This is a genomic window from Haliscomenobacter sp., from assembly GCF_965225875.1.
Lineage (GTDB): Bacteria > Bacteroidota > Bacteroidia > Chitinophagales > Saprospiraceae > Haliscomenobacter.
In genome coordinates, this window is sequence record NZ_CBDDBS010000003.1 from 232815 (window position 1) to 258681 (window position 25867).

The following is a 25867-nucleotide window of genomic DNA, read 5'->3' on the forward strand; positions in this document are numbered from 1 at the left end:
GATTGATTTTAATGGTATTTTTCTTTTATATTTAAAAAAAAAGTGAATAAAAAAAGAAAAAAAAATTCATTTCTTTGTAAGTACTTAATTCATGAATCATAATCATATGTCCCAGAAAAAAAACCTCTGTACAATGGATCAGACCTTGTTTCTGCATTTAAGGAGAAGCTTGATCCTATGTTTCTCCTCTCTCTTGATCACTCAGGTCGCGGCTCAATCTCAAGAAAATACCACTAGGAATGTAACTTACGCAGGAATGCCCTGCCCGGAAAAATTCGCCTCAGTTACAGGAGATACGATCCTATGTTTGGGCAACAATGTGAATACCATTACCGAATCGGTTACTTTAACCGCCCATGGAGGTGGCACCTACGCCTGGAGTAATGGACTTACAACTAAATCAATCACGGTAAATGTTGCACAAAAGTATACGGTAACGGTCACCTCAAGTGTAGGATGTGTGGAAGTGTTGTCTAAAGAGGTGGTTCGGGTAAAAAAGTCCTTCGCCTCCATTACCGGAGATGCGACCCTGTGTTTGGGTGAAAATGTGAATGCGATTACTGAATCGACTACTTTAACGGCCCACGGTGGCGTTGCCTATGCCTGGGATAATGGATCTACGACCAAATCAATTGCGGTTAATGTCGCAAAAACCTATAGTGTAACGGTTACTTCAGACGAAGGATGTGAAGAAGTGCTGTCTAAGGCTGTGGTTCGGACTACCAAATCATTTGCTTCCATTACCGGGGATGCGATTCTGTGTTTGGGCAAAGATCCCAATTCAGTCACAGATTCGACTACCTTAACGGCTCATGGTGGTATTGCCTACAAGTGGGGTAATGGATCTACCACCCAATCAATTACGGTTAATTCCCTCCAGGTTTATTTTTTGACCGTCACCTCCGACAAAGGATGTAAACAAGTGTTGTTCAAAGAAGTAGTTGGGGCGAAAAAGTCATTTGCCTCCGTTTCGGGAGATACGACCCTGTGTTTGGGCAAAGATGCGAATACGATTACCGAATCAACCACTTTAACTGCTTACGGTGGCGTTGCCTATGCCTGGAGTAACGGATCTAAGAACCAATCAATTACCGTAAATGTCCCCCAAACCTTTACCGTATCGGTTACTTCAGATGAAGGGTGTGAAGAAGTACTGATTAAAAAAGTGATTCGGGGGAAAAAAGAAATAGCTTCTGCCGGTCGGGACACCACGATCTGTAGTGGCGCTAATGCTACCTTAAAAGCCAGTGGGGGAGGTTCCTACAGGTGGAGTAATGGATTTACTACCCAATCGATTACGCCATCCACCCAAGGACGTTATGTTGTGACGGTGACTAGCCCGCAGGGATGTATAGACGAGGATGATGTGACGGTCAATGTTCGCCTCAAAACCAAGGTGACCTGCCTGACCTGCCTGAGTAAAGTGACCGTAAGTCTGGACAAAAACTGTCAGCTTTTAGTCAAACCCGAACAGGTAATGGCCGGTTTCAACCAATGCGAAAACGCTGAATTGCTGAAAGTAGCTTTGGAGGTAATCATCAGTGACGGTAATAATGACAGTTATTTGAATTGCCCTGGAACATACGATTATGTAGTAGTACTGAAAAAAGAATACGAAGGTTGTTTTGAGTTTACACCTTGCGGAGGAAAAATTACTGCTGAAAACAAAACAGCGCCAGAACTGGTATGTGCACCAAAGGATTTTACCCTGGATTGTTATGATGTAGACTATGTGCTGAACAATTATAAGACGATTGGCAACTTAGGAGCCAGTAACTCTCCACGCCCGGCTGATACCAGCAACTTTACGATTTACAAAGCTGAAGGTGTTGTTGGAACTGGCGATGCTTGCAACATTGGCCTGCTTCCTCCGGATTTGCTTGCTGACAACATCAAAAACCTTGGCTATGCCTACTTCAAAAGTACCTGCAACAATTGTGGCTGCCGGATTACCCTAAAGTGGAGCGACAAAGTGGTGTTCTATTCTTGCGATAACCTGAAGACCAATGGTGGTATCTATGCTACAATCTTTCGCGAGTGGGTGGCCACTGATTGCAATGGGTTGAGATCCAATTATGTACAAAAAATCCATTTCGCCCGCCCCGACCTGGATGATTTTGCATTCAATGGCATTGGCGAAGGCAAGTATGATCGGGTGGTTGCCTACAATTCCTGTACTCCTGAAAAGAGCCTGATCAAGAAAGAAGACGTAACTCCGTATGTATGCAGTTACTTCAACACTTCTGGCAACCCGCGTTGTTTGTTCATCGACCAGGTTGAATGCAATTATTCGGTATCGATTAAAGACATTGAGCTTCCAGGTTGTGGCGGTAAAAGTTTGAAAATCGATCGTGAAATGTACGTGAATGACAAATGTACTGGAGGCATTGTAGATACTTTTCATATCCTGATCAAAATCGCGGATTTGCAGGCTCCAGGGGTAACTTTTGCGGAGCAGGCACCTTATGTGATTGATACGGACTCAATGGGGTGTACAGGAAGCATTCCAAAAACGCTTGCAGGTATCAAGAGCACTTTTGGTGTAGCAATTAACGACAATTGCTCATTGGCGGAAATCACCGTGAAAGTGTACACCAAAGACCGTTATGTCAATGGTATTTTGGTAAAAGAAGGAGACGATTCTCCTTTTTGTAACAATGTGATGCGGAATCCAGCAGCCGAATTGCGCGATGAAATGACTCATGGACTATTGGGCCCGAATGAGCTTCACCAAAAAGAGGACATCTGTTGGGAACCAGTAGAATATACTGTGGTCAACGGAATGATGGTTGGTCTCCCGGTAAGCAAACACTTGATGGTGATAGATGCTTATGATGCTTGTAACAATGCGCGTTCTTTCTACTTTGTATTCGAAGTGCAAGATAAGCAGAAATTATGCCCAAGTTCAGCAGACACCCTAAAGATAAGGGGTACGATTGCAACGGAGGGATCAGGCAGCCTACAAGGAGTGTCAGTAACCCTAAGTGGCAGCGTCATGCAAAGTGATGTGACGGACCGGAATGGTAACTACGAGTTTGTCAACATCACCAAGGGAGGAGACTTCACGGTGACCCCACAAATGGACAAGAACCACCTGAATGGGGTATCAACCTTTGATCTGGTCCTCATGCAGAAGCATATTTTGGGAATACAGCCTCTAAATAGCCCCTACAAAATGATTGCGGCAGATGCAAACAACTCCAAATCGATCTCGGCCCTGGATATGGTCCAGATCAGGAGGTTGATCTTGAATATAGGCACCCATTTTGTGAAGAACACGAGCTGGCGTTTTGTGGATGCCTCTTACCGCTTCCCGAACCCAACGAATCCCTGGTCGACCAAATTCCCCGAAGTGATAGGTGTGAATGACCTGGAGACAAATGTTCAGGCCAACTTTATGGCAATCAAGGTAGGGGATGTGAATGCAAGTGCGAGTGTGAATGGGGCTGTGAGCGCAGAGATAAGGACTGCTGAGGACTTCAAACTCAAGACGCAAGAACAAAACCTAATGTCAGGCAGTGAATACAAGGTGAGCTTCAGCGCTGAAGACCTGCAAAACATCCAGGGCTACCAATTCGCGCTGAATTTGGATCAAAATAGGGTTGATCTCTTGGACATTGAGTATGGAGTAGCCAAGGCGGAGAACTTTGGCGTGTTCAAAGACGAAGGGATCATCACCACTTCGTGGAACAGCCATTACGAACCGGGAGCTTTGTTCACACTACTGCTACGTGCTAAAGTAGATGGCAAGCTGAGCCAAAGCTTGAGTTTGAACCGACTTGTACACCCTGAGGCCTATGACCAGAACAATAAAAACCTTGGAATTGCTTTGAACTTTGAAGGCATCAAGGAAAGTGAAGCCTACGAACTTCGCCAGAATACCCCGAATCCTTTCAACGATGAAACGGTAATTGGGTTTTCCTTACCCAAAGCCACGAAGGGGAACTTGACGGTGAGGGATGTGAAGGGAGCCACGATTTACAAAGTGGAGGGCAATTTTGCTAAGGGTGAGAACCAGCTGAGTTTGAAAAAGAGTCTGTTGAGGTCCAGCGGAGTTTTGTATTACACTTTGGCGACGCCAGGCTTTACGGCCACCAAGAAGATGGTGATTTTGGAGTAAATCGATGAACGCACCACGAAAAAGGGAGACACTGGCGCACCAGCATCTCCCTTTTTTATCTTTCAAAAGAAAAATTACTTCTTCTTTTTCGGAGCAATCATTACAATCATCCGGCGACCTTCCAATTTGGGCAGGGATTCCGGCGATCCGAACTCTTCCAGTTCTTTCAAAAACTTCAACAGCAACAATTCCCCTCGATCCTTAAACACGATGGTACGACCCCGGAAGTTAACGTAAGCTTTTACTTTGGAGTTTTCCTCGAGGAAGGTTTTGGCGTGACGTACTTTAAATTCAAAGTCGTGATCGTCTGTATTGGGACCAAAACGGATTTCCTTGATCACCGTTTTAGCCGCTTTGGCCTTGATCTCTTTCTCCTTCTTCTTCTTCTCGTACAGGAATTTGTTATAGTCGATGATTCGAACTACTGGCGGGACTGCGTTAGGTGAAATCTCAACCAGATCCAACTCTGATTTTTCAGCCCAAAGCAATGCATCGCGGGTGTTGTACACTTCCCCCGATTTGATTTCTGTTCCAACCAATTCGCTGATTTGTTCCATGTTGTCACCAACCAAACGAATTTGGGGCACCCGAATTTGATCATTGAGGCGGAATTGACCTTTGTCATCCTCACTGGGGTACCTAGAGTCTCTGCGATTGTTGCGGTTGCCGCCACCACCACCACCGAAGGGAGGTCTGCTTCCACCGCCGGGACGATTACCGCCAAATTGATTCTTTGCCAAATGAAATTTATTTTGTTAAAAAAATAATGAAAAATGGGACTTTTTGGTTCCACAAACTTAAAAAAAATAGAGACGCATAGTAATCCGTCTCTATAGATTGAAACAAAAATACAATATTTTTTTATTCCTTGACGTCTGTGTTGACTTCTTTTGCAAGAACGATGCGCAAATTGTCTTTTTCATCGGTCAAAATCGCCTCCAACAACGCACCTTCTTCTGGCTGACCATTCAAAATGAAATCGGCAAGTGGATCTTCGAGGTACCTTTGAAAGACACGAGGAAAATAATGGGCCACTAGTAGATGCCCCTCTGCTTTTTCAGCGATAAACTGTTTAGCTTCTTCGCCGATAAAGAGAGTGAAATTGATATTCGCCAAACGTCTCCGTAAATCTTGCAGTGAAATGTCGAGAATTTTGAATACTTCTTCTTGTTCTAGGCGGTTGAAAAGCATAAGTTTTTTTTGCTTCAACCATTAGAGACGCGTTTGTGCACGTCTCTAACAGGTTGAAATAAAAATACGAATATTTTTTATTCTTGAGAATCTGCGCTCAATTTTGGCACATCAGGATTGTTATCCTCAGTTCCAGTTCCTAGTTCAGCAGCAGTAGTAGCCAGTACAACGCGGAGGTTGTCTTTCTCATCGGTCAGAATGGCCTCAAGCAGGGCGCCTTCTTGTGGTTGGTCATTCAAAATGAACTCTGCAAGGGGGTCTTCCAGGTACTTTTGAATGGCACGATTCAAGGGGCGGGCACCAAATTGAGGGTCGAAACCTTTTTCGGCAACAAAATTCTTCGCTTCATCGCTGATCAGCAGTTTGAAGTTCATGGTCGCCAAACGACGGTGCAAGTCCTTCAGGGTGATGTCAATGATTTTGAAGATTTCTTCTTTGCCCAAGCTGTTGAACACCACTACATCGTCGATCCGGTTGAGGAATTCTGGCGAGAAGGTACGTTTCAGCGCGTTTTGAATCACCGCTTTAGTATTGTCTTCGGCAGCTTCCTGACGCGATTTGGTCGCAAAACCAACGCCCTGACCGAAGTCTTTCAACTGACGAACCCCAATGTTGGAGGTCATGATGATCAGGGTGTTTTTGAAGTCAACTTTACGGCCCAAACCATCGGTCAACTGACCATCATCCAATACCTGTAGCAGGATGTTGTATACATCGGGGTGGGCTTTTTCAATTTCGTCGAGCAAAACTACCGAATAAGGCTTGCGGCGCACTTTTTCAGTCAATTGGCCACCTTCTTCGTAACCCACGTATCCTGGAGGCGCACCGATCAGGCGGCTCACCGAGAATTTTTCCATGTATTCACTCATGTCGATGCGGATCAGGGCATCCTCTGAGTCGAAGAGGTAACGCGCTAAAGCTTTGGCCAACTCCGTTTTACCAACCCCGGTTGGACCAAGGAAAATGAAGGAGCCGATTGGTTTGGTGGGATCTTTCAAACCCACCCGGTTGCGCTGGATGGCTTTGGTGATTTTTTTGAGGGCTTCGTCCTGACCAATGATCGATCCTTGCATGTCTTTTTCCATGCTCACCAATTTTTTGCTCTCGCTTTGAGCTACCCGCATTACCGGGATATTGGTCATCATGGATACGACTTCGGCGATGTCTTCTTCGCCTACCGGATATCGTTTGGTTTTGGAATCCTCTTCCCACTGTACTTTTGCAAATTCCAGCTGGCGTACCAGTTTAGATTCGCGGTCGCGCAGATCTGCAGCTCTTTCGTACTGCTGGTTTTTGACAGCCTGGTTTTTGTGTTCTTTCAGCTCTTCGATTTGTTTTTCCAAATCTTCGATGTGCTTGGGAACATGGATGTTTTTCAGGTGAACGCGAGCACCCACTTCATCCAGTACGTCGATGGCCTTGTCGGGCAGGAAGCGGTCGGTAATGTAACGATCGCTCAGGCGTACACAGGCCTTGATCGCATCATCGTCGTAAATGACGTTGTGGAATTCTTCGTATTTAGACTTGATGTTGTGCAAAATGTTGATGGCTTCTTCCGCAGAAGGTGGATCTACCATTACTTTTTGGAAGCGACGATCGAGTGCACCATCTTTTTCGATGTGTTGGCGGTATTCGTCCAGGGTAGAAGCACCAATACATTGGAGTTCACCACGCGCCAGGGCGGGTTTGAAGATATTGGAGGCATCCAGCGAACCCGTTGCGCCACCAGCACCAACAATGGTATGGATTTCGTCGATGAACAAGATGACATCGCGCGATTTTTCCAATTCGTTCATGATGGCTTTCATGCGCTCTTCGAACTGACCGCGGTACTTGGTGCCAGCTACCAGGGCAGCCAGGTCAAGCATCACAATGCGTTTGTTGAAGAGGGTGCGGGATACCTTGCGCTGCATGATCCGCAGGGCCAGGCCTTCCACGATGGCGGTTTTACCAACCCCTGGTTCACCGATGAGGATGGGGTTGTTCTTTTTGCGGCGGCTAAGGATTTGTGAAACCCGTTCGATTTCATTTTCCCGGCCAATGATGGGATCCAATTTGCCTTCTTCGGCCAATTTGGTTACATCACGACCGAAATTATCGAGCACCGGAGTGCGGGATTTGGCGTTGCCTTTGCGCTGCTGGAAACCACCCTGACGGTCGTCGTCGTCGTAGGGGTCGTCACTGTCTTGCGGTGCCTGGTTATAAGGCGGCTCGATGCTGGAGAAATCTTGCTCCTGCTTGACGTACTCGAGCTCAGCTTTGTAAATTTCGTAGTCCACGTCGAATTGGTTGAGAATTTTGGAAGCTGGATTCTCCTTGTGCTTTAAGATGGAGAGCACCAGGTGTTCTGGACTGATCTCCTCACTTTTAAGCATTTTGGCCTCCAAAAAGGTGACTTTGAGTACTTTTTCAGCCTGTTTGTTCAGTGGCAAGGTACCTACACTTAAGCTGGTATTGCTAGCAGGTATTTTTTGCACTGAATCTTCCAGGGTTTGTTTTAATTCAGCGAAATCTACATCCAAGGATTCAAGGACGCGAACTGCCAAACTGTCTTTTTCGGATACAATGCCCAAAAGAAGGTGCTCTGTACCGATAAAGTCATGTCCTAAGCGGAAAGCTTCTTCCCGGCTCTTTTTGATGACTTCCTTTACCTTGGGTGAAAATCTTCGGTTATTCATAGTGTAGAGAAATTCTAGAGTGCAATCAGAATTACCATTTTGCTGCAAGAATCGAGCCATCTTTTGACGCTGTCTGCTGTAGAAAGTCATCGCGGATCGTTCGTTTAATCCATTTGAGCAATAATAAGCTTTCTGTTCAAAGTGTCCAAATCAAAAATTTGGCAAAATTTAATCCTATTTGAACTAAAAAACAAATTCTCTTTAGGACAAAATGCAAAATTCAGAAACATTAACATGCTAACAGCAAAGGAAGGAATCTGGTTTAAAAACTTGTAAGCAGCAAGCGAAACTTTTATTTATGGCCCTGCTTTTGGATAAATTCCAAATAACGGCTGATGCTTTCAGAGGTAATGCTTATATTTGCCCGGAAAATAGATCAACTACCCTAAGCACATGAAATATTCAGTTGATAAACAAGACCGTTATACGGTTTTTCAGTTGGAGGAGGAGAACCTGAATTCAGTTGTTGCTCCAGACTTGAAGTCGGAAATTGTTATTCTGCACAATGAAGGTGTAAATAATTTAATTTTTGACCTTTCTAAAGTCAAGTATGTCGATTCTTCAGGTTTGAGTGCCATTCTGACAGCCGACCGACTGATGAAGACCAATGGCAGCTTCGTTTTGACAGGTATCGAACAGGCAGCAGTTAAAAAGTTATTCGAAATCTCTCGCCTTGACTCTGTTTTGTCGATGGTTCCTACCAAGGCAGAGGCGGTTGAATACGTCTTCATGGAGGAGTTGCAACGAGAACTCGAAGCAGACGGAGATGAAGGGGATGAGGGAGACGAGGATGAATAAATAAGTCCCAGGAATCAAGATCGGTCTTGGTCACTGAGCTAAGTCGAAGTGACCAGGACCAATCTTGATTCCTAGAATTTTAACCTTACCCCAAGCGCTCCAAGTCCCTGATCAGAATACTTCTGCGATTGAAGTAAATGAGGTTGGACTTGCGCAATTCATTCAAAACGGAAGTAACCGTTTGCCTGGAGGTTCCAGTATAATTTGCTATGTCTTGCTGGGTCATGCTGTGCTTTATCAGCAATTCAAACCCGATCTTTTTCCCTTGGTGTTCTGCAGAATCTTTCAAAAAATCAATAATTCTTTCGCGGGCGTCTTTAAACATCAATGCCTCCAAACGGGCCTCGGTACGCCGTAGCCTGCTGCCTAGCCAGTCCACAATGTCCATCGACAATGCGGTGTGTTTGCGAATCAATTTACGGAAAGCTTCATTGGGAATGCGCAACAATTGAACATCGTCTTGCATCGTAAAAGCATTTTCCTGCCGTTCTTTTTCACCCACTATGCCCAGGTCACCAAATAATGTGACAGGCCCCAGCATTTCTTTGATGATTTCCCGGCCATCTTCAGAAAAGGAGCAAATCTTCACTGAACCGCGCAACAATAAAAACAAATGGCTTGATGTGTCCCCTTTGTGGTAAATGGGACTATTGCGTTGGATTTGTTCCGACTGGCAAAGCATCGCCAATTCAGTCAGGTCGGAATGAGGAAGTGTTCCCAAAAAGGGAATTTGCCTTAAGAAAGCCAGCGCTGATGTTTCCCGCGTCGTTGTCATTGGCTTGAATTAGTTTTATTGCTAGCTAAATGTTACTTAAGCCTTAGAGCAGTATTAAGACTAAAGAGTAAATAATGCAAGCAAATAAATTGTTCGCTTCTTTAAAGCACTGAATGCCAGACTACGGAACTTCGGCGGTATACGCCGTTTTTTTGATGCTAAATGTTTTTAGAATTCTACCCGATAACTCAGAATCGGAATGATTCCTAACTGCTTTTTCTCCAAAATCTGTTTTTGAAGGTGGTCATAATAGAAGAATCCGGCGTTTTCCTGGTTGCTGGCATTTTGAATGTCCAGGGCAAAGGTGTTGTTCCGGCCAGCCGTATTCCATTTGAAATACAAACGAGTATCCAAACGGAAATAAGTACTGCTTTTTAAAGAAAACGCAGGATCAACTCGTTCATTGCCGCTCAGACTGGTAAAGAGAGGGACGGTGATGCCTTCACTTTGGGATAGGGTGGCATCAATGGGGGTTTGGCGCAAATTACCCATCACAACTACCCGGCCATTCAAGCCCCAGAGTTTGACCTTGCCCACTTTGCGTTCCTTACGCCATTCCTTACCGGCAGTGGTGTTGAACACAAACTTGCCATTGAAATGGCTGTCACGCCAATCGTTGTTGCCAAAAGTTTGCAAATAAGCACTGCTGTTGTTGCGGTATTCTGATTGATAAATGGAGCTGTTGGCCAGGAAGTAGAATCCCTTTTCCAGGTAGCGACGTAGGTTGAGTTCCAAACCATAATTCCGGGCTTCACCATCCACATTAATGGTTTCGGTGCTGTTAAAATCGCTGAGCAAAACCGGAACCCGTTCATTGCTAAAATTACTGGACAAAGTTTGGAAAGAGTAGGGGAGTACGGCTACATTTTTTTGTTTTTGGTAGTAAGCTTGCACTTCTACACTCGTGGATGGGCTGGTTTGAATTTGAATGCCAATGCTGCTTTGCTGACTTCTAACGAGGGCAGTTGGCATTTGTTCACCACCATAAAGCGGCAAGATTGGCTTTTGGCTAAAGGCCCCAAAAGACAAGGTGAGTTTTTTATTGGCATCCAGGCGATAGGCCAGATTCAGGCGAGGCTCCAGGTTACTGATTTTGCCATCTTCCAACGCGACAACATTGATCAATTTGATGTAGTGCAGTCCAAGTTCCCACTCCAGATTGCCAAAATCCAGCTTCGTAGAAGTATAGGGCTGAATCAATTCTCCACCATTGTAGATGACCCCGGCTTTGATGGTTTGCCGAGGATTGGGCTTGATGTACCAGTAAGAGTTTAAACTACGTCGGGATTGACTGATTTGGTCTTCCAAAGTGGGTCCAACTCCGGTAAAATAAGTCGAAAGACGGGTGCTTTTGTAGCTGGAATAAGCGAATGCGGTATGCCACATGCCTTTTTTACCCGTAGGCAAACGGAAAGTACCCCCCAAAACCTGGGTCGAAGATTCAAAATCAATATCCTGCCGATCTTTATCAAATTCCCAGGTGGTAGAGTCGCGATCCCCGGTAAAGACATTGGAGCTGTTACCTGCCATACCGAACAAAGTGAATTTTCCTCCTTTCGCAAATGGAAAAACCAGATTGACCGCCAAGTCCTTAAACCCAATCACTTCGCCACCTACATCCACACCCAAATCACTCAACAAGCCAAGGGTGGAATAACGGGCATTGACCAGATAGGAGGCTCCCCCGGCTTTGCCAATCGGGCCTTCAGCAGCAACATCTAAGCCCAATAAGCTTGCTTGTAAAGTATATTCTTGTTGCTCATTGTTTCCGGTACGCAGGCGCATGTCAAAAATCCCCCCAAGGGCATTGCCATAACCAGCAGCATAATCTCCTGACAAAAATGCCGAATTGCCTAGCATCTGAGTGCTCAACATATTGACCCCTCCGCCGGTAAAGGTAGGTAAATCACTTTGTGAACCCGCATTGGGGGTGTGATTGGGGTTGAGAATGTCCACTCCTTCCAAACGCCAGAGATTGGCATTAGGGGTGTTGCCGCGTACGGACAAAAAATTGGCCTGGTCATTGGTATTGACTACCCCGGGGAACGCACTGGCCGTACGTGCTGGATCGAAAAATACTCCGGGGAAACGCAAAGTCGTTTCATTACTGATGCTGCGTACCGATGGGTTGAGGGACTCAATTTCCAGTGGTGCAGCGGTGATGCTGAGCTCACTTAAAGTGGTGTAAGCAATATGGAGGGGCAATTGCAAAACAGTTTCACGCCCGGCTTCAAGTAGTACCTCAGGAACGACCAGGGTATCGTAACCCACATAGGAAATCCGCAAACGGTATCTTCCTACCGGGAGGTTTTCAAAGCGGAATTTTCCTTGCTCATCCGTGCTGGTACCGTTTGTACTTCCTTCCAAAAGTACGGTAGCGCCCGCAAGGGCTTTTTGCGCCACTGCATCAAATACCTGCCCCCGTAGGGTTTGCTGAGGATTTTGAGCTTGAACTAAACTGAAATTTATTAGGATACAGCTGAAAAATAATAAAACTTTAAAGGTAGTAATGCTTCTCATGTAGCTCCAGATTTTGGCGGAGAACAACTCCGCGGGCCAAATATACAGGACTGCAACGAAAAAAAAAGAGGAAGCTAAAAGAGGATTAAATATAGGAAAATGGAATGTGTTGATCTGAAGACGGCAATAGAATATACAATTGTTAATTTTGCTGAAATATCAGAAAAAAAACGTAGGATGCCTTACTTTTTTGAAAAAATTATCTACTTTTGAACGTCTCGTCAGGATGAAGTTTTTAATCACTGATCTATAAACAGCTGTGAGAGCACTGAGCCAGAATTCCCCCGGCTCTATACCATGTGGTAATCTTGCTTTTTTACAAAAAATGTGAACCTTGTTGTGTGTTCAAAGACCTGCTTTAAGCAAGCAAGTTTAGTGGCTTGAGTATGTCAATTGCACACAGCGGAAAAATTTGTTTTGGGTATTTGTTTCATCTATCCATTAAGCATCATTTCTATGAATGAATCTAAAATGCTAGAGGTTTATTTGAACGCCTCTGAATTGCTACAAGCAGCTGCGGTATGGTTGGCTTCAGATGGGCGAATTTTGGGGGTTAATACCCTGTTTTCAAAAGAATTAGGCTACTCTCAGGAGGAATTAAAAGGGAGATCCATTTTCCAAATTAACCCACACATCAACTTGATGGAGTGGAAAAAGATTTGGAAATCGCTGGAAGTTACAGGGTCATCCGATATCGAATCGGATCACATTACCGCTGATGGAAAACTTTACCCCATCAAAATGACCGCAGTATTGGTGGACATCGGTGAGGAAAAAGTTTGTGTGGGGATTGTCAAAAACCTGCTGGAACTCACCCGCTACAAGGATATGTTGGAATTGGTGACCAGTATGACCAAAATTGGCTCCTACGAATTGGATTTGGTTGCGGATGAATTGATTACCACTGAAGAATTTTATCGGGTGTTGGGCATCAGCAGGTCAACACTTCCGGTGACCAGAGATAATTTTCGCCAATTGATTAAACAATACCTTCCCGAAGAAGACCTTGATAATCTCGATAGAATCACAGATCATTCCATTCGAGAAGGTATACCTGCTCAAGCCGATTTTACGATTGTCAGCAAAACGAAAGGAACCAAACATCTGCGCCTTTATATTTATCCACTGGCTAAAGAAGGGGTTACTTACAAGATATACGGAGCGATACAGGACATTACCCAGGAAAAAGAAATCGCACAACCGCTTGAATTGACAAAGTATTTGATTGACAATGCTTCCGAAATGATCTATTGGGTGAAAGAAGACGGAAGGGTTCGTTATTCCAACCAGGCATTTTGTACCCGAATGGGCTATACGGAGGAAGAAATCACTCATTTACACATTGAAGATTTGGTTCCTGACGTGCGGGAAATTGGTTGGAGCAACGTATTTGCACTCTTGAAGGAAAGCAAATCTTTGGTTCTGGAGCGCAATAAAAAATGCAAAGATGGCTCCTTGTTCCCCGCCCAGGTTTTGGCCAACTTTGTAGAGTTTCAAGGAGATGCTTTTATCTGTAAGTATGTAAGAGATTTGAGTGAAATCAGAAAAGCTGAAGCGGAATTGCGACAGGCTTTTGATGAAATCTCAGCATTGAAAGCGCGACTTGAATTAGAAAATAGCTACTTGCAAAGTGAGATAGAAGTTGAGTACAATTTTAATAACATCATTACAACCAGTGAATCTTACAAGGCTGTTTTGCAGCAGGTTCACAAGGTAGCCAATACGGATGCTACAGTTTTGATTACTGGAGAAACTGGTACAGGGAAAGAATTGCTGGCCAGGGCTATCCACAACAACAGCAACCGAAGCAAAAGGCAAATGATCAAGGTAAACTGCGCCGCATTGCCTGAAAACTTGATTGAGAGTGAATTGTTTGGGCACGAAAAAGGTGCTTTTACCGGAGCAATCCAGCGAAAAGCTGGAAGGTTTGAGCTGGCCCACCGCAGTACCATTTTTTTAGATGAGATTGGTGAAATGCCGTTGGAATTACAAACGAAACTCCTTCGGGTATTGCAAGAAGGGGAGTTTGAACGGGTAGGCGGCTCCGAAACCTTACATTGTGACGTACGGGTCATTGCTGCAACCAACCGTAATCTGGAGCAAATGGTCCAGGAAGGGAAATTCCGGCAAGACCTTTTTTATCGAATCAGTGTTTTCCCCATCCACAACATTCCCCTGCGGGAAAGAAAAGAAGACATTGCTTTGTTGATCCGGCATTTTGTGAAGAAATTCTCCATCAAGACCGGTAAAAACATCGAAAAAATCCCCCGAAGGGTATTCGAAATATTGGAAGCATATTCCTTTCCCGGCAACATTCGGGAATTAGAAAACATCATCGAGCGTTCGGTCATCCTGAGTCACCAGGATGTATTGAATTTTGATGCCATCCCATTTAAGGCCAAAGAAAAACTAAATTTCGAAGGCAACGGCAATGGCCATTTCAAATCCCTGGAGGAAATCCAACGTGAACATATCCTGAACGCGCTTAAAAAGACCCAAGGCAGAGTCAGTGGCCCATCAGGTGCGGCCCGATTGCTGGGACTGAATGATAAAACATTGTTTTCAAAAATGGCAAAATTGGGGATTCACGAATAAATAATTTTTTGAGGCATACAAAGTGAAATTTCTTTCATGTAATCATTTTCTTTTATTTAGGAAAAAGCAACATCACTGCGATGTTGCTTTTTTTGTTGTAAAAAACTGATTTTCAATTAAATAAAAATAAAAAAAGATTTGGCACGGGGATTGTAATATAACATGTAGTGTATCATTCACTTAATGGTGCCATTAGAATCAAATAATCACTTTCCTAGGTATTGGAGACATTGCTTAACTAACCTTATTATGTGGTCAACGTAAAGGTTAGTTAGTGTCGCTAATCTCAAAACCACATTTTCACAACCCTCAATAGGGGCACTACCAATTGTTGCAATTGCTAGATGTGCTGTGCACAATACCTTTTGGAAAGAGAGGATGTTAAATGCAAAATCTACAAATAGGTAAAAATGTACAGTTACTACTAGCCGCCTTGATGTATAACCGGTGGTAGCCAACAGAACTGTAATACTGTATTGTTATTGACACTGAACACTCGCCATGGTTATCCATGAGCAAAAACGATGCCAAAAGAGGGCATTTCAGAACACTATGTAATTGCATGTAACTCCACCACGTATTTTTTAGGTACGTGGTGGAAGTTCTTTCACTTACTAGGTTCAATCCAATTTGACAATTCATGTTCTAACCGATAATCCGTAACAGGTATTTAATAGGTACATCTTTTGGATCACATTAGAACCATTGTTTTCCTCTCGACCAAAGTTGTATGGGAATGTGGATGGTTCTTTTGTAGATCTATCACCTCTTGCGGATATCAAATTGCCATGATTAAAGGACGCATTTTAGTTTATTTATAAGGTTCACATTTTCTTATGAGGTTGTCTTGTAGGTCTTTGACAGCCTCTTTTTTTTATTTCAAACTAAACTTGTACGTACAAGTTGAATTTTGTAGCTTTGCTATGCGAACAAACGAATCGTATGGAAAGCAGTACACAATATCAACTTTTGTACCTACGACTTAAAAAGGAAATCCTGGCAGATGTATATCCAATCGGGAGTATTTTGCCATCTGAAAATGACCTATGTGCCGCTGCAAACCTATCAAGATCAACAGTTAGGCAAGCCTTAAGCCAATTAGAAACAGAAGGATACATTACCAAGCAAAAAGGCAAAGGTAGCATTGTCAAATCCAAAAGCCGATCCTTAAACTTACTTTCCTTCCACGGTTTTTCAGCAATGGTTGACAAAACGAAAATGTCAACCTTGTCCGTACAAGAGCCAAGTTATTCCTCCTGGCCTGAAGACTTTCATTTTGAATTGAGCGAACTAGAAAAAGCAGCGGCCTGTATCCATTTCGCTAGGGTACGTGCAGTGGAAGGGCGCCCCGTGATGTATGAACTGACCTTTGTGCCCAATCTAAATTTACCCAATTTTGTCCGTCGCTTTAAACTCAATCAATCTTTTTTTGACTTTTTAGCTAAGGAATACCAACTGGAAGTTGTAGGCATGGAACAACAAATCTGGGCAGTGACGGCTAGCCCTTTAATGGCCCAACATTTGGATCTTGAACTCAATAGCCCTTTACTAAAAATCAGTCGAAAATACCACAGTAACCGCAGTCACCTCAATTTGTACAGCATCCTTTACTGCAACACCGAAAAGTATGCGTTAGGCAATACAAGTGGCTTAATAAATCAGTCCATATGAGCAGCAAACCCATTCCCGTACCCCAAATTCGTGGTCATTACACATCCGGTCATGAATGGATTCCTGTCGGGGAACCCACCCTCGAAGTATTTTCTCCATTGGATGGTTCTCATTTGGGAGGAGTGCCCATCGCAACTTCATCAACCATCGATCAGGTGGTGGAAAATGCCAATACTGCATTCAAAGCCTGGTCAAGCACCCCTTTAAAAGAAAGAGTTCAAGTTCTTTTTCGCTTTAAAACCTTGCTTGAGAGACATCATGCGGAATTGGCAGATTTGATTCAGGCCGAAAACGGCAAAACCTGGACCGAAGCCAAAGCTGAAATAGATAAGGGTATAGAAGTATTGGAGTTTGCCTGCGCTTTGCCCCAAATTTGGGATCAAGGCCTTTTGGAAGTCAGCACCGGGGTGAGTTGCCAATACGAACGGTATCCTCTGGGAACGGTTTTGTCGATTGTACCCTTCAACTTTCCGGCTATGGTGCCTATGTGGACAATCCCAATTGCCATTGGCTGCGGCAACACTTTTATCCTCAAACCTTCTGAATTGGTGCCCCTTACTGCAGTCCGTTTGGCGGAGCTGTTCACCGAAGCTGGCTTGCCACCCGGAGTTTTTAATGTAGTACACGGCACCCGCGAAACAAGCGAGTACCTCATCGACCACCCTGGTATCACCGCCCTGAGTTTTGTAGGTTCTACCAAAGTGGCGCGAATGGTGTATCAGCGTGCTGCCAATTTGGGTAAAAGAGCACTGGCATTGGGCGGTGCCAAAAACCACCTGGTAGTCGTCCCGGATGCTGACCCCGAAATCACCGCTAAAAATGTAGTGGCCTCGGCCATGGGTTGCGCTGGCCAACGCTGTATGGCGGCAAGTGTACTCATTTTAGTTGGAGATACCGGAACCATCCTGGATCGAATTGTGGAAGAGGCTAAAAAAATCAAAGTAGGAGAGGAGCTAGGTGCCGTAATTAGTGCTGCTGCCAAAGAACGGATTGAAGGCTATATCAACAGAGCTGAAGCGGCCGGTTACAAAATTTTAGTGGATGGTCGAGGCGCCACGGTAAAAGGTAAAGAGGCTGGTACCTACGTAGGTCCAACCCTGATCGAAGGGGTTCCTCCTGGAGCTGAGTGTGCCTGTGATGAAATTTTTGGCCCGGTTCTCTCCATCATCCGCACCCAAACCCTGGATGAAGCCATTGCCATCGAAAACAACAATCCCTACGGCAATGCCGCCGCCATTTACACCAGTTCTGGTGCCGTAGCCCGTTATTTTAGTGAGAGGGCGAACTCGAGTATGGTCGGCATCAACATCGGAGTCCCGGTTCCCCGCGAACCCTTCTCCTTCGGTGGCTGGAACGACTCCAAATTTGGCCACGGCGACATCACCGGCATGGACGGTGTCCGCTTTTGGACCAAACTCAAAAAAATCACCACCAAATGGACCGCCTCCGCCTCCCAGAACTGGATGAGCTAGGAGGGGTAACCCTCGCGGTTACCCATTCTGAGTAAAAAAATCAACCCCTAAGCTTAAATAAAAAATCCTGCGTTACCCGCCAACCCACGGATTTATCCGTGGGAGGCCACCCCACCGCCCCAACCCATGGATTTATCCGTGGGTCTGATATCTGTGGGAGCGATATCCGTGGGAAGGGATATCCATGGAAAAAAACAAACAAGATGAAAGCAGCCACCTACCACGGTAAAGAAGACCTCCGCGTCGAAAACATCCCCGACCCCAGCCTCGCCGAAGGCGAAATCCTCCTCGAAATTGAGGCATGCAGCGTCTGCGGAACCGACCTACGCACTTACCGCAATGGCGATAAAAAGATCACTCCACCCCGCGTTTTAGGCCACGAGTTTTGCGGCAAAGTCATCGAATCCCGCAATCCTTTTGCCAATGTCCAGGTTGGTGACCGGGTAGTCATGTACATTGTTCTCTCCTGTGGCGAGTGCAAATATTGCCGGGCCGGGCGCGAAAACCTGTGCATCAGTCGTACCACCATGTCTTACCACTACGATGGTGCCTTTGCGCCCTACGTGAAGGTACCAGCTCGGGCAGTACAACGTGGTAGCCTCTTTAAAGTGACCACCGACCAAAGCTCCCAACAAATGAGTCTGGCTGAACCATTGGGTTGTGTAACCAACGCCCATACCCACCTGGGCATTGGTTTGCAAGATCGGGTGGCCGTTATTGGTGCAGGCCCGATTGGAGCCATGCACGCGGTATTGGCGCGCCTTCAGGGCGCTCAATCGGTACATCTGTTCGACATCAATCAGAAGCGCCTGGATATGATGACCCGTTTTGACATCGATGGTACCGTCTTGAGCAATCAGGAAGGCACTCATCTAGCCGAGGCTTTAGAGCTTACCGAAGGAGATGGTTTTGATGTAGTCATTGTCGCGGTGAGCAGCGCCCTGGCCCAAGCCGATGCACTGGAAATTGCTGGGAAGGGGGCTAGGGTGGAGTTTTTTGGTGGCTTACCCAAATCCAATCCTACCGCACTGTTGAATACCAATCATTTGCACTACAAAGAATTAATGGTCAGTGGCTCCTACTCTGAAAAAATCAGTGACTTTCGGACGGCTTATCACTTGATTCAAAGTGGCCGTTTTCCTGCTGATCGTTTCATTACCCACGAATTGCCCCTGGAGCGCATCCACGAATCTTTTACCATGATGGAATCCGGCGAAGCCCTCAAAGTATGCATTAATCCTCAATTGTAAACCCATGAACCAAAATACAATCGATGCTTTAGTAGGAAAAGAATGGGGACTTTTTATCGATGGGCAGGTCGTGCCTGCCTCCAACGATGAATTGCACCCTATTTATTCCCCGGCCAACGGCGATCTGATTGCTGAAGTGGCGGTAGCAAGCCCTGGCGATGTAAACACAGCTGTACAAAGCGCTAAACAGGCGTTCAAAAGCTGGTCCGCACTGCCTGCCCAGGATCGAGAGAAAATCATGCGCCAGGCCAGCGCTTACGTGCGCTCCCAGGCGGATCGGATTGGTGCTTTGATGGCTTTGGAGCAAGGCAAACCCTTTACCCAAAGTCGCAGTGAGGTCATCTCTTCTTGTGATTTATTGGATTATTATGCCGCTGAAGCAGTGCGTGTAGAAGGTTTCGTCAACCCTACCGAAAAAAGCAACTTATATTCCTGGGTGACCTATCAACCAGTCGGTGTATGTGGCCTGATAACGCCCTGGAATTACCCGGTCAGTTTGTTGAGCTGGAAATTGGGGCCTGCGCTGGCTACGGGTTGTACGGTTGTGGTTAAACCTACCGAGGTAACTCCATTGTCACCCTGGGCATTTTGCCAGGCTTTGACGGAGGGCGGAATCCCAGCTGGCGTCATCAATGTTATCACGGGTGGAGCGCAGGTAGGTGCTGTTTTGATAGAACACCCCGATGTAGCCAAAATTGCCATGACGGGCTCGACTGAAACTGGCAAAAAAATTATGCAGGCGGTAGCCCGACAACTCAAAAAAGTATCCCTGGAATTGGGCGGACACTGCCCCGCGATCGTTTGTTCTGACGCTGATTTGGATCTCGCTGCAGAAATCATTGCCTACAAGGGTTTTCGCAATATGGGGCAGTCCTGCAGCAGTGTCAATCGGGTTTATGCCCACGTATCGATTCACGACGAGTTATTAGAAAAAATTTGCGCCAAAGCCCGAAAATTCAGCATCGGTGATGGTGTGACCGAACCTAATTGTGACCTTGGGCCTATGACTACCGCTGCCACGCTGCAAAAAGTGGAACTGCATGTTGCTGATGCCCTGGCTAAGGGCGCAGTATTGCATGAAGGTGGGAAAAAGCCCGAAGGAGAACAATACCCAAAGGGGCATTATTACTTGCCTACTGTGCTTAGCAAAGTCAGTTCCAATATGTTGATGATGCGGGAAGAAACTTTTGGGCCAGTTGTACCCTTGGATACCTTTGATACGCTGGATGAAGCCATTCAAAAAGCCAACGACACTGCCTATGGCCTTTGCGCGTACCTGTTTACCCGTGATTTTGCAATTACAATGAAAGTAAGCCAAGCCCTTGAATCTGGCACAGTCTGCGTCAACAATGGCGCGGTTAATACGCCATATGCACCTTACGAAGGTTGGAAAGACAGTGGCTTTGGTCTGGAACTTTCCCGCAAAGCCATTTTTGAGTACCTGAAAACCAAACACATCAAAGTCGCTTTCTAAAGGACTTTGAATCAAAAAACAAAATAATGCTCCTTTCACCCACCCAATCCCGCCAACTCCTCAACCATGCTTTTGAGCGACAATACGCCATTCTGGCCGTCAACGCCGATAGCCACGCAGCGGTGACCGACTGCCTGGAAGCCGCCCGTTTGGCTGATGCGCCAGTGATTATTGAAACCAGCCTCTGGCAAATCAAAGGGCACAGTTACGGTTTTGGCGATCCTATCCTCGGGGTGGCCCGCTATCTGGCCGATTTAATGGTTCTGGCCAACAGCGAAAGGTATCGACATATCCCGGTTATTTATCATACCGACCACATCAAAGGGCCAGAGACAATTGGTATACTTCAGGCTGCCATTAAGGGTATTGAGGTGGGGCTGCATGGTCAAAACTTGAAACTTTGCGCTTCCACCATTTCTCTGGACGCTTCAGACATGAGTGAAGATCAAAACATCCGACACATGCTGCAATTGTGTCAATTCGCTGAAGAAGCAAGAGTGGATGTGACCCTGGAAATGGAATCCGCGGTAGATGACCGAATTACTCCACCAGATGAAACGGAGCGTTTGATCGGTGCGGTAGAGGCAAAATACCCTGGAAAAATTGCTCTTTGGGCACCAGGGGTGGGCACTCAACACGGCTTTACTTCAGATGATGGCTATTCAGGTTTTCAAACCAAAACCATCGAAGACAATGTGCGTTTGTTGCACAGGTTGACTGGTCGGAACATTGGCATTGCGCTACATGGCTCTACCGGATTGTCTGCTGAGAAACTAAGCGCTGCGGCCAAATGTGGGGTGACCAAGGTGAATTGGTCTTCGGAGTCACTGTACCTGCGTTCTATGGCCGCGCGGCAATACTACCTGGAAAACGAGGACAAACTGGATCGGAAACATCCCGACTGGAAAAATACGGTGATGGATAATGGGGTGAGTGGGTTTGTGTCGGAGCGGTATGTGTCCATGGTAGTGGAGCGAATGAAGTTGTTGGGAGGGGAGGGGATGGCGAGCAAGTTTCAAGTTTAACCTGCTCGCCACTCCTTTTAATGCGCCTCCATCGCTGCCTTCTTAATTGCTTCCAAATCCTGAGTTTTCTTTTTCCCTTTCACAAAAAAGATCAATGGAAAAATGACGATAAAAAACACCGAAATCATCCGAAAAGTATCCAGATAACTGAGCAAATAGGCTTGTTTGTTCACTGCAGCATTGAGTAAGTATAAGGCTTGATCCCCTGCTTTTGCAACATCTCCCGATCGAGCTGCCAAACCTTGGGTGAGCAGGTTAAGCCGTTCGGTTACTGCCGGATTGGTCGAATGCACATTGGCAATAAGGTCGCTGCGATGTTGGGCAAAATGGGTAGCCACAAAATTATTCGCCAGGGCAATCCCAAAGGCGCCGCCCAATTGCCGAATCATATTGTTGATGGCAATTCCTGATGCATAATCCTTAGGCTCCAAACCAGCTACCGCCTGATTAATCAAAGGCAATTGCATCATCGAAATCCCAAAAGTGCGCAATACCAGTACATAGAAAAAATCCGCCCGGTTGGCTTCACCGGTCATGGTGCCTCCGTATAAGCCAAAAGCAATAAACATGATGCAGCCCACTACAATAAATGGAGTGGGTGGAAAACCTTTGGACATCAATCGACCCAAAACCGGAAAAATGATTACCCCGACCAAGGTTGGAAATAAAATGGCTAAACCTGTTTCCATGGCGCTAAACCCATTGATGCGTTGCACCATGACCGGGAAAACATAAACCGAAGTAAATAACCCAATGCCCACCACAAAGGAAAAAATATTGGTAATGGCCAAGGTCCGGTTTTTCAACACGCCCAATTTAACCGCTGGATGGGGTATCGACAACTCCCTCCAGATGAATCCAATCAATCCCAATACCGCTGGTACAATCAGGATGCGGATCAAAGGGGAAGCAAACCAGTCTTCGGCTTCGCCGCGCTCCAACACGTATTGCAGGGAGCCAATGCCCACCGCAAGCAAAGCGATACCTAAATAGTCGATCTCAATATTGGCTTTATTTTTGCCTTCACCTGGTAATCTGTCAATAAAATTCCAGGCCAAAATAGTGGCAATCAACCCAATGGGCAAATTGATGTAGAAAATCCAGGGCCAATCCAGGTGCTCAATCACCCACCCGCCAACAGTTGGCCCCAAGGTGGGTCCCAAAATGATCCCCATCCCGAATAATCCACCAGCCAGGGCACGGTCCTGAGGTTCGAATGCGTCAAAAAGAATCGCCTGTGAGGTCGACAACAAGGCACCACCTCCAATACCTTGGATAAAGCGCCAAAACACTAAAGACCACAAACTGCCTGCGGCACCACACATATAGGAGGCCAGCGTAAACAGGATCATGGAGCCGATGTAATACGTCTTGCGGCCAAAGTATTCACTCAAAAAACCAGTTAGCGGAATGATGATGACGTTGGCTATGGCGTATGAGGTGATCACCCAGGCCATATCCTCAATATTGACACCCAAACCGCCAGCCATGTTGAACAAGGCAACATTGACGATAGAGGTATCCAAAAGTTCCATAACCGCAGCCGAAACTGTGGTCAGAACGATGACAAATTTTGCCAAACCTTTTGCGGCCATAACACTAGGCTTTAATCGCTTGTTAATTCACCGGAACCACTACATCTACACTCATGCCCGCTCTGAGGGGCATATCGGTAAGGGCACTGTTTGGAATGGTGATTTTGGTTGGGATCCGTTGTACCACTTTTACAAAGTTACCGGTGGAATTATCTGGGGGAAGCAGGCTAAACCGTGCTCCGGTTGCACCCGCAAAACTTTCGATGGTGCCTTCAATTTCTTTTTTGCCATAAGCATCGACCTTGATGGTTACTTTGTCACCGACATGCATTTTGCCCACCTGGGTTTCTTTAAAATTGGCCACTACCCAAACATTGGTGTTGTCGACAATGCTCATCAGAGGCTGACCGGGGTTGACCAATTGGCCAACCTGGATGTTTTTCTTGGCGATTTGCCCATTGGAAGGTGCTGTTATTGCAACATAGCTCAATTGCAATTTAGCCAAATCTAGCTCGGCCTTTTTTTGTTCCACCTGGGTGCGGGCCACTTCAATTTGCCGTTGGGCTGCACTGGCCTGGGTTTGGGCTACATTTTTTTGACTGCTGCCGATTTGGCTTTGTTTTTTACTGACACCCAGCTGGGATTTTGCCGCATCTTCCTGCTTTTCAGCTGCGTGTAATGCTGCTTCGGCAGTTTCTTTATCTGCTTTTGCCGCATCAAACTGCTGTTGGGTCGCTGATTTCAGGTTGTACAATTGTTGGTAGCGATTGAAGTCTTGAGTGGCTTTCCAAACCCGAATTTTGGCCGATTCAACATTGGCCTGAGCGGTAGCATATTGTGCGGAGGCCGTTTCTATACCTGCGTTTTGTGCCTGAAAACTGGCGTCACTGGTACCGACATTGGCTTGTGCTGTACCTGCATTTGCCACGATGAGTGCGAGGTTGGCCTCGGCATTTTTTACCGCAGCTTCGGCTTGTAGCACCTTGATCTGTAAATCGCGGTCGTCGATTTTGACCAGGGTGTCGCCAATGTGAACGACTTGATTGTCTTTTACCAATACCTTCGTTACCCAGCCACCTACCCGGGGCAATACGGGGACAATATTGGTTTCGAGTTGAGAGTTTTCGGTTTCTTCGTGGTGCAACATGTAGCTTATTTTGTTCGCACCTACCACAACCGCAACAATGAGCAGTGTGCCCAAAATGAGAAACCGGATTATTTTTTTCTTTTCCATGGTTTTATCCTTGCTTTGGATTGTTTTAGTAACGCAGAAAAATTAACTTCCCGATTTGGGTTTTGAATAGGAAGTCGAATGCTTCATTTCAAATGAGCTTCCTATTCAAAAGCCTCAAAAAAATCGGGAAGTAATTTTTTGCGTCATTCATAATGTTATTGACCAATGGCTTTTTGTAGCCTCCAATAGGCAAGTTCTGCCTCAATTTTAGCCGTTTCGAGGTTCAACTGGGATTGGATCACCTGAAAATCTGCTTCCAGCAATTGGGTCAAAGAGGTGACCTGCGCATCGAATTGATTCTTGGTGATCCGTTGATTTTCCAAACTTTGTTTGATGGCTTTTTCAGCCAGTTCAATTTTATTCAGTGCGGATTGCTGGGCATAGTAGCTGCTCGCTATTTCCATTTGGGCGGCATCACTCAACAGCTCTTTTTGAACACCCGATTGCACCAGATTGACTTTGGCTTCCTGCACCTGAAACTTGTTGGTGTACAAATTGGACAGGTTAAAACTCAGCGTCAGGCCAGCATCCCAGGTGCCTTTAAAAGCATCTTGCTGGGGAAAAATGCGTTGATTGGGACGGTTTTCGTAATAATTGGCACCAATCGAGATCAATGGTAAGTAGCTCCCTTTTGCAATAGCCAGGGATTTTTCACTGGCCTGTTGGCGGTAGGTGGCCGCGTTGAGGTCCGGTCTTTTTGTCACTGTTTGCAGGTAAGCGTCCAGGCTCAGCAGGTTTTTGCTGGCAAAAAGGCTTTTTTGATCCAACTCTATAGTCGCATTTTTGTCCAAACCCAACATGAGTGCCATATTGAACTTAGCCGTGGCAATGCCATTCTTCAACTCTTCAAGGTTGCTCTCCACCTGATTGATAGCCAGTTCTGCTTTGAATTGGTCATTTTCCAGGGCAGTGCCATTTTGTACGAAGTTTTGAACATTGCGGAGTCGACTCTGTAAAACAGTGCGATTCTCCTCTAAAATCCGGGCAGCTGTTTGTAACTTGTACAAGTTCAGTGCCGCCGCGATGATGGTGTTTTTAATTTCGATCCGATCCTTTTCTACATCCAGGGCGCTGGCTTTTTCCAACAGCTCGGCTGAACGGAAAAAATTGATCCCACGACCGCCAGCGTACAAAATCTGCTGAACCGAAAGGCGATTGGTGAACTGGTTCAAAATTTGCGGGTTAAGGGCTTGCTCAGTGTAGCCCCCGTTTCCGTTGGGAAAACTTACGGTGTAGGGCGTAATGTTGTTGCTCAGGCGGCTGTAGCCACTGTTCAAGCTTACATTGGGGATGACTGCTGCGTTCCAGTATTGGCTTACCTTGGCTTGCATCACCTCGTGCTTCGCCTGGCTGACCTTCAACTGATTACTTTGGGCCAAACCCAATCGAACTGCCTCTTCCAAAGTGAGCACAGTACTCGTCGACTGGCCCTGTACAAGTAGAACCGAGCACACCAACAGGCCTAGTAGGGTGATTAAATGTTGTGCTTTCATCAAATTTTATTCAAACGATTGATTAATTTATTGAAG

16 protein-coding genes and 1 pseudogene are annotated in these 25867 nt (G+C 45.8%); 9 read left to right on the plus strand and 8 right to left on the minus strand.

Going from position 1 to position 25867, the window contains the following annotated elements; all coding sequences use genetic code 11:
* The first annotated feature begins 133 nt into the window (after positions 1–133).
* Positions 134–4120 (plus strand): T9SS type A sorting domain-containing protein, encoded by a 3987-nt coding sequence (locus ACO08K_RS21490; RefSeq protein ID WP_421798526.1) that lies wholly within the window; start codon positions 134–136, stop codon positions 4118–4120.
* A 74-nt stretch (positions 4121–4194) separates the two neighbouring features.
* Here the strand turns inward: ACO08K_RS21490 and infC are convergent, their stop codons facing one another.
* The 3 genes from infC to ACO08K_RS21505 form a co-directional block, all read right to left on the minus strand.
* Entirely contained in the window at positions 4195–4860 is a 666-nt protein-coding gene (gene infC, locus ACO08K_RS21495; protein WP_421798527.1) for a translation initiation factor IF-3, read from the minus strand.
* A gap of 121 nt (positions 4861–4981) precedes the next feature.
* Entirely contained in the window at positions 4982–5311 is a 330-nt protein-coding gene (locus ACO08K_RS21500; protein ID WP_421798528.1) for a hypothetical protein, read from the minus strand.
* A gap of 77 nt (positions 5312–5388) precedes the next feature.
* The gene (locus tag ACO08K_RS21505) at positions 5389–7989 is read right to left on the minus strand and encodes an ATP-dependent Clp protease ATP-binding subunit (protein ID WP_421798529.1); all 2601 of its coding nucleotides are present in this window, start codon (positions 7987–7989) and stop codon (positions 5389–5391) included.
* Positions 7990–8382: 393 nt separating this feature from the next.
* On the opposite strand from ACO08K_RS21505, the gene ACO08K_RS21510 reads away from it, so the two are divergent.
* A complete protein-coding gene (locus tag ACO08K_RS21510) occupies positions 8383–8787 on the plus strand; it encodes an STAS domain-containing protein (RefSeq protein ID WP_421798530.1) in 405 nt (134 codons plus the stop codon).
* 85 nt (positions 8788–8872) lie between these two features.
* On the opposite strand, the gene ACO08K_RS21515 is transcribed toward ACO08K_RS21510, so the two are convergent.
* On the minus strand, positions 8873–9562 hold the full coding sequence (locus tag ACO08K_RS21515) for a Crp/Fnr family transcriptional regulator (RefSeq protein WP_421798531.1): 690 nt from the start codon (positions 9560–9562) through the stop codon (positions 8873–8875).
* A 168-nt stretch (positions 9563–9730) separates the two neighbouring features.
* A complete protein-coding gene (locus tag ACO08K_RS21520; RefSeq protein WP_421798532.1) occupies positions 9731–12082 on the minus strand; it encodes a TonB-dependent receptor in 2352 nt (783 codons plus the stop codon).
* 456 nt (positions 12083–12538) lie between these two features.
* Between ACO08K_RS21520 and ACO08K_RS21525 the strand changes: the two genes are divergently transcribed.
* The 7 genes and pseudogenes from ACO08K_RS21525 to ACO08K_RS21555 all read left to right on the plus strand — a co-directional run bounded on the left by ACO08K_RS21525 (position 12539) and on the right by ACO08K_RS21555 (position 21569).
* Positions 12539–14677, plus strand: a complete 2139-nt coding sequence (locus ACO08K_RS21525; RefSeq protein ID WP_421798533.1) for a sigma 54-interacting transcriptional regulator — start codon at positions 12539–12541, stop codon at positions 14675–14677.
* Positions 14678–15619: 942 nt separating this feature from the next.
* Positions 15620–15814: pseudogene (locus ACO08K_RS21530) on the plus strand (GntR family transcriptional regulator); the annotation flags it as partial.
* 81 nt (positions 15815–15895) lie between these two features.
* Positions 15896–16348 (plus strand): UTRA domain-containing protein, encoded by a 453-nt coding sequence (locus tag ACO08K_RS21535; protein WP_421800575.1) that lies wholly within the window; start codon positions 15896–15898, stop codon positions 16346–16348.
* Positions 16345–17820, plus strand: a complete 1476-nt coding sequence (locus ACO08K_RS21540) for a CoA-acylating methylmalonate-semialdehyde dehydrogenase (protein ID WP_421798534.1) — start codon at positions 16345–16347, stop codon at positions 17818–17820. Before ACO08K_RS21535 ends, ACO08K_RS21540 begins: the two co-directional genes overlap by 4 nt.
* A gap of 203 nt (positions 17821–18023) precedes the next feature.
* Positions 18024–19070, plus strand: coding sequence for an alcohol dehydrogenase catalytic domain-containing protein (locus ACO08K_RS21545; RefSeq protein ID WP_421798535.1), 1047 nt, complete (start codon positions 18024–18026; stop codon positions 19068–19070).
* Between the two features lie 4 nt (positions 19071–19074).
* Positions 19075–20544 (plus strand): aldehyde dehydrogenase family protein, encoded by a 1470-nt coding sequence (locus tag ACO08K_RS21550; protein WP_421798536.1) that lies wholly within the window; start codon positions 19075–19077, stop codon positions 20542–20544.
* A gap of 26 nt (positions 20545–20570) precedes the next feature.
* Positions 20571–21569 carry a class II fructose-bisphosphate aldolase gene (locus ACO08K_RS21555; protein ID WP_421798537.1) on the plus strand — a complete coding sequence of 333 codons (999 nt, stop codon included), beginning with the start codon at positions 20571–20573 and terminating at the stop codon, positions 21567–21569.
* A gap of 17 nt (positions 21570–21586) precedes the next feature.
* On the opposite strand, the gene ACO08K_RS21560 is transcribed toward ACO08K_RS21555, so the two are convergent.
* The 3 genes from ACO08K_RS21560 to ACO08K_RS21570 form a co-directional block, all read right to left on the minus strand.
* A complete protein-coding gene (locus ACO08K_RS21560; RefSeq protein ID WP_421798538.1) occupies positions 21587–23164 on the minus strand; it encodes a DHA2 family efflux MFS transporter permease subunit in 1578 nt (525 codons plus the stop codon).
* Between the two features lie 22 nt (positions 23165–23186).
* Complete coding sequence (locus ACO08K_RS21565; protein WP_421798539.1) at positions 23187–24338, minus strand: HlyD family secretion protein; 1152 nt, start codon at positions 24336–24338, stop codon at positions 23187–23189.
* Positions 24339–24493: 155 nt separating this feature from the next.
* Complete coding sequence (locus tag ACO08K_RS21570) at positions 24494–25831, minus strand: TolC family protein (RefSeq protein WP_421798540.1); 1338 nt, start codon at positions 25829–25831, stop codon at positions 24494–24496.
* Between the last annotated feature and the right edge of the window lie 36 nt (positions 25832–25867).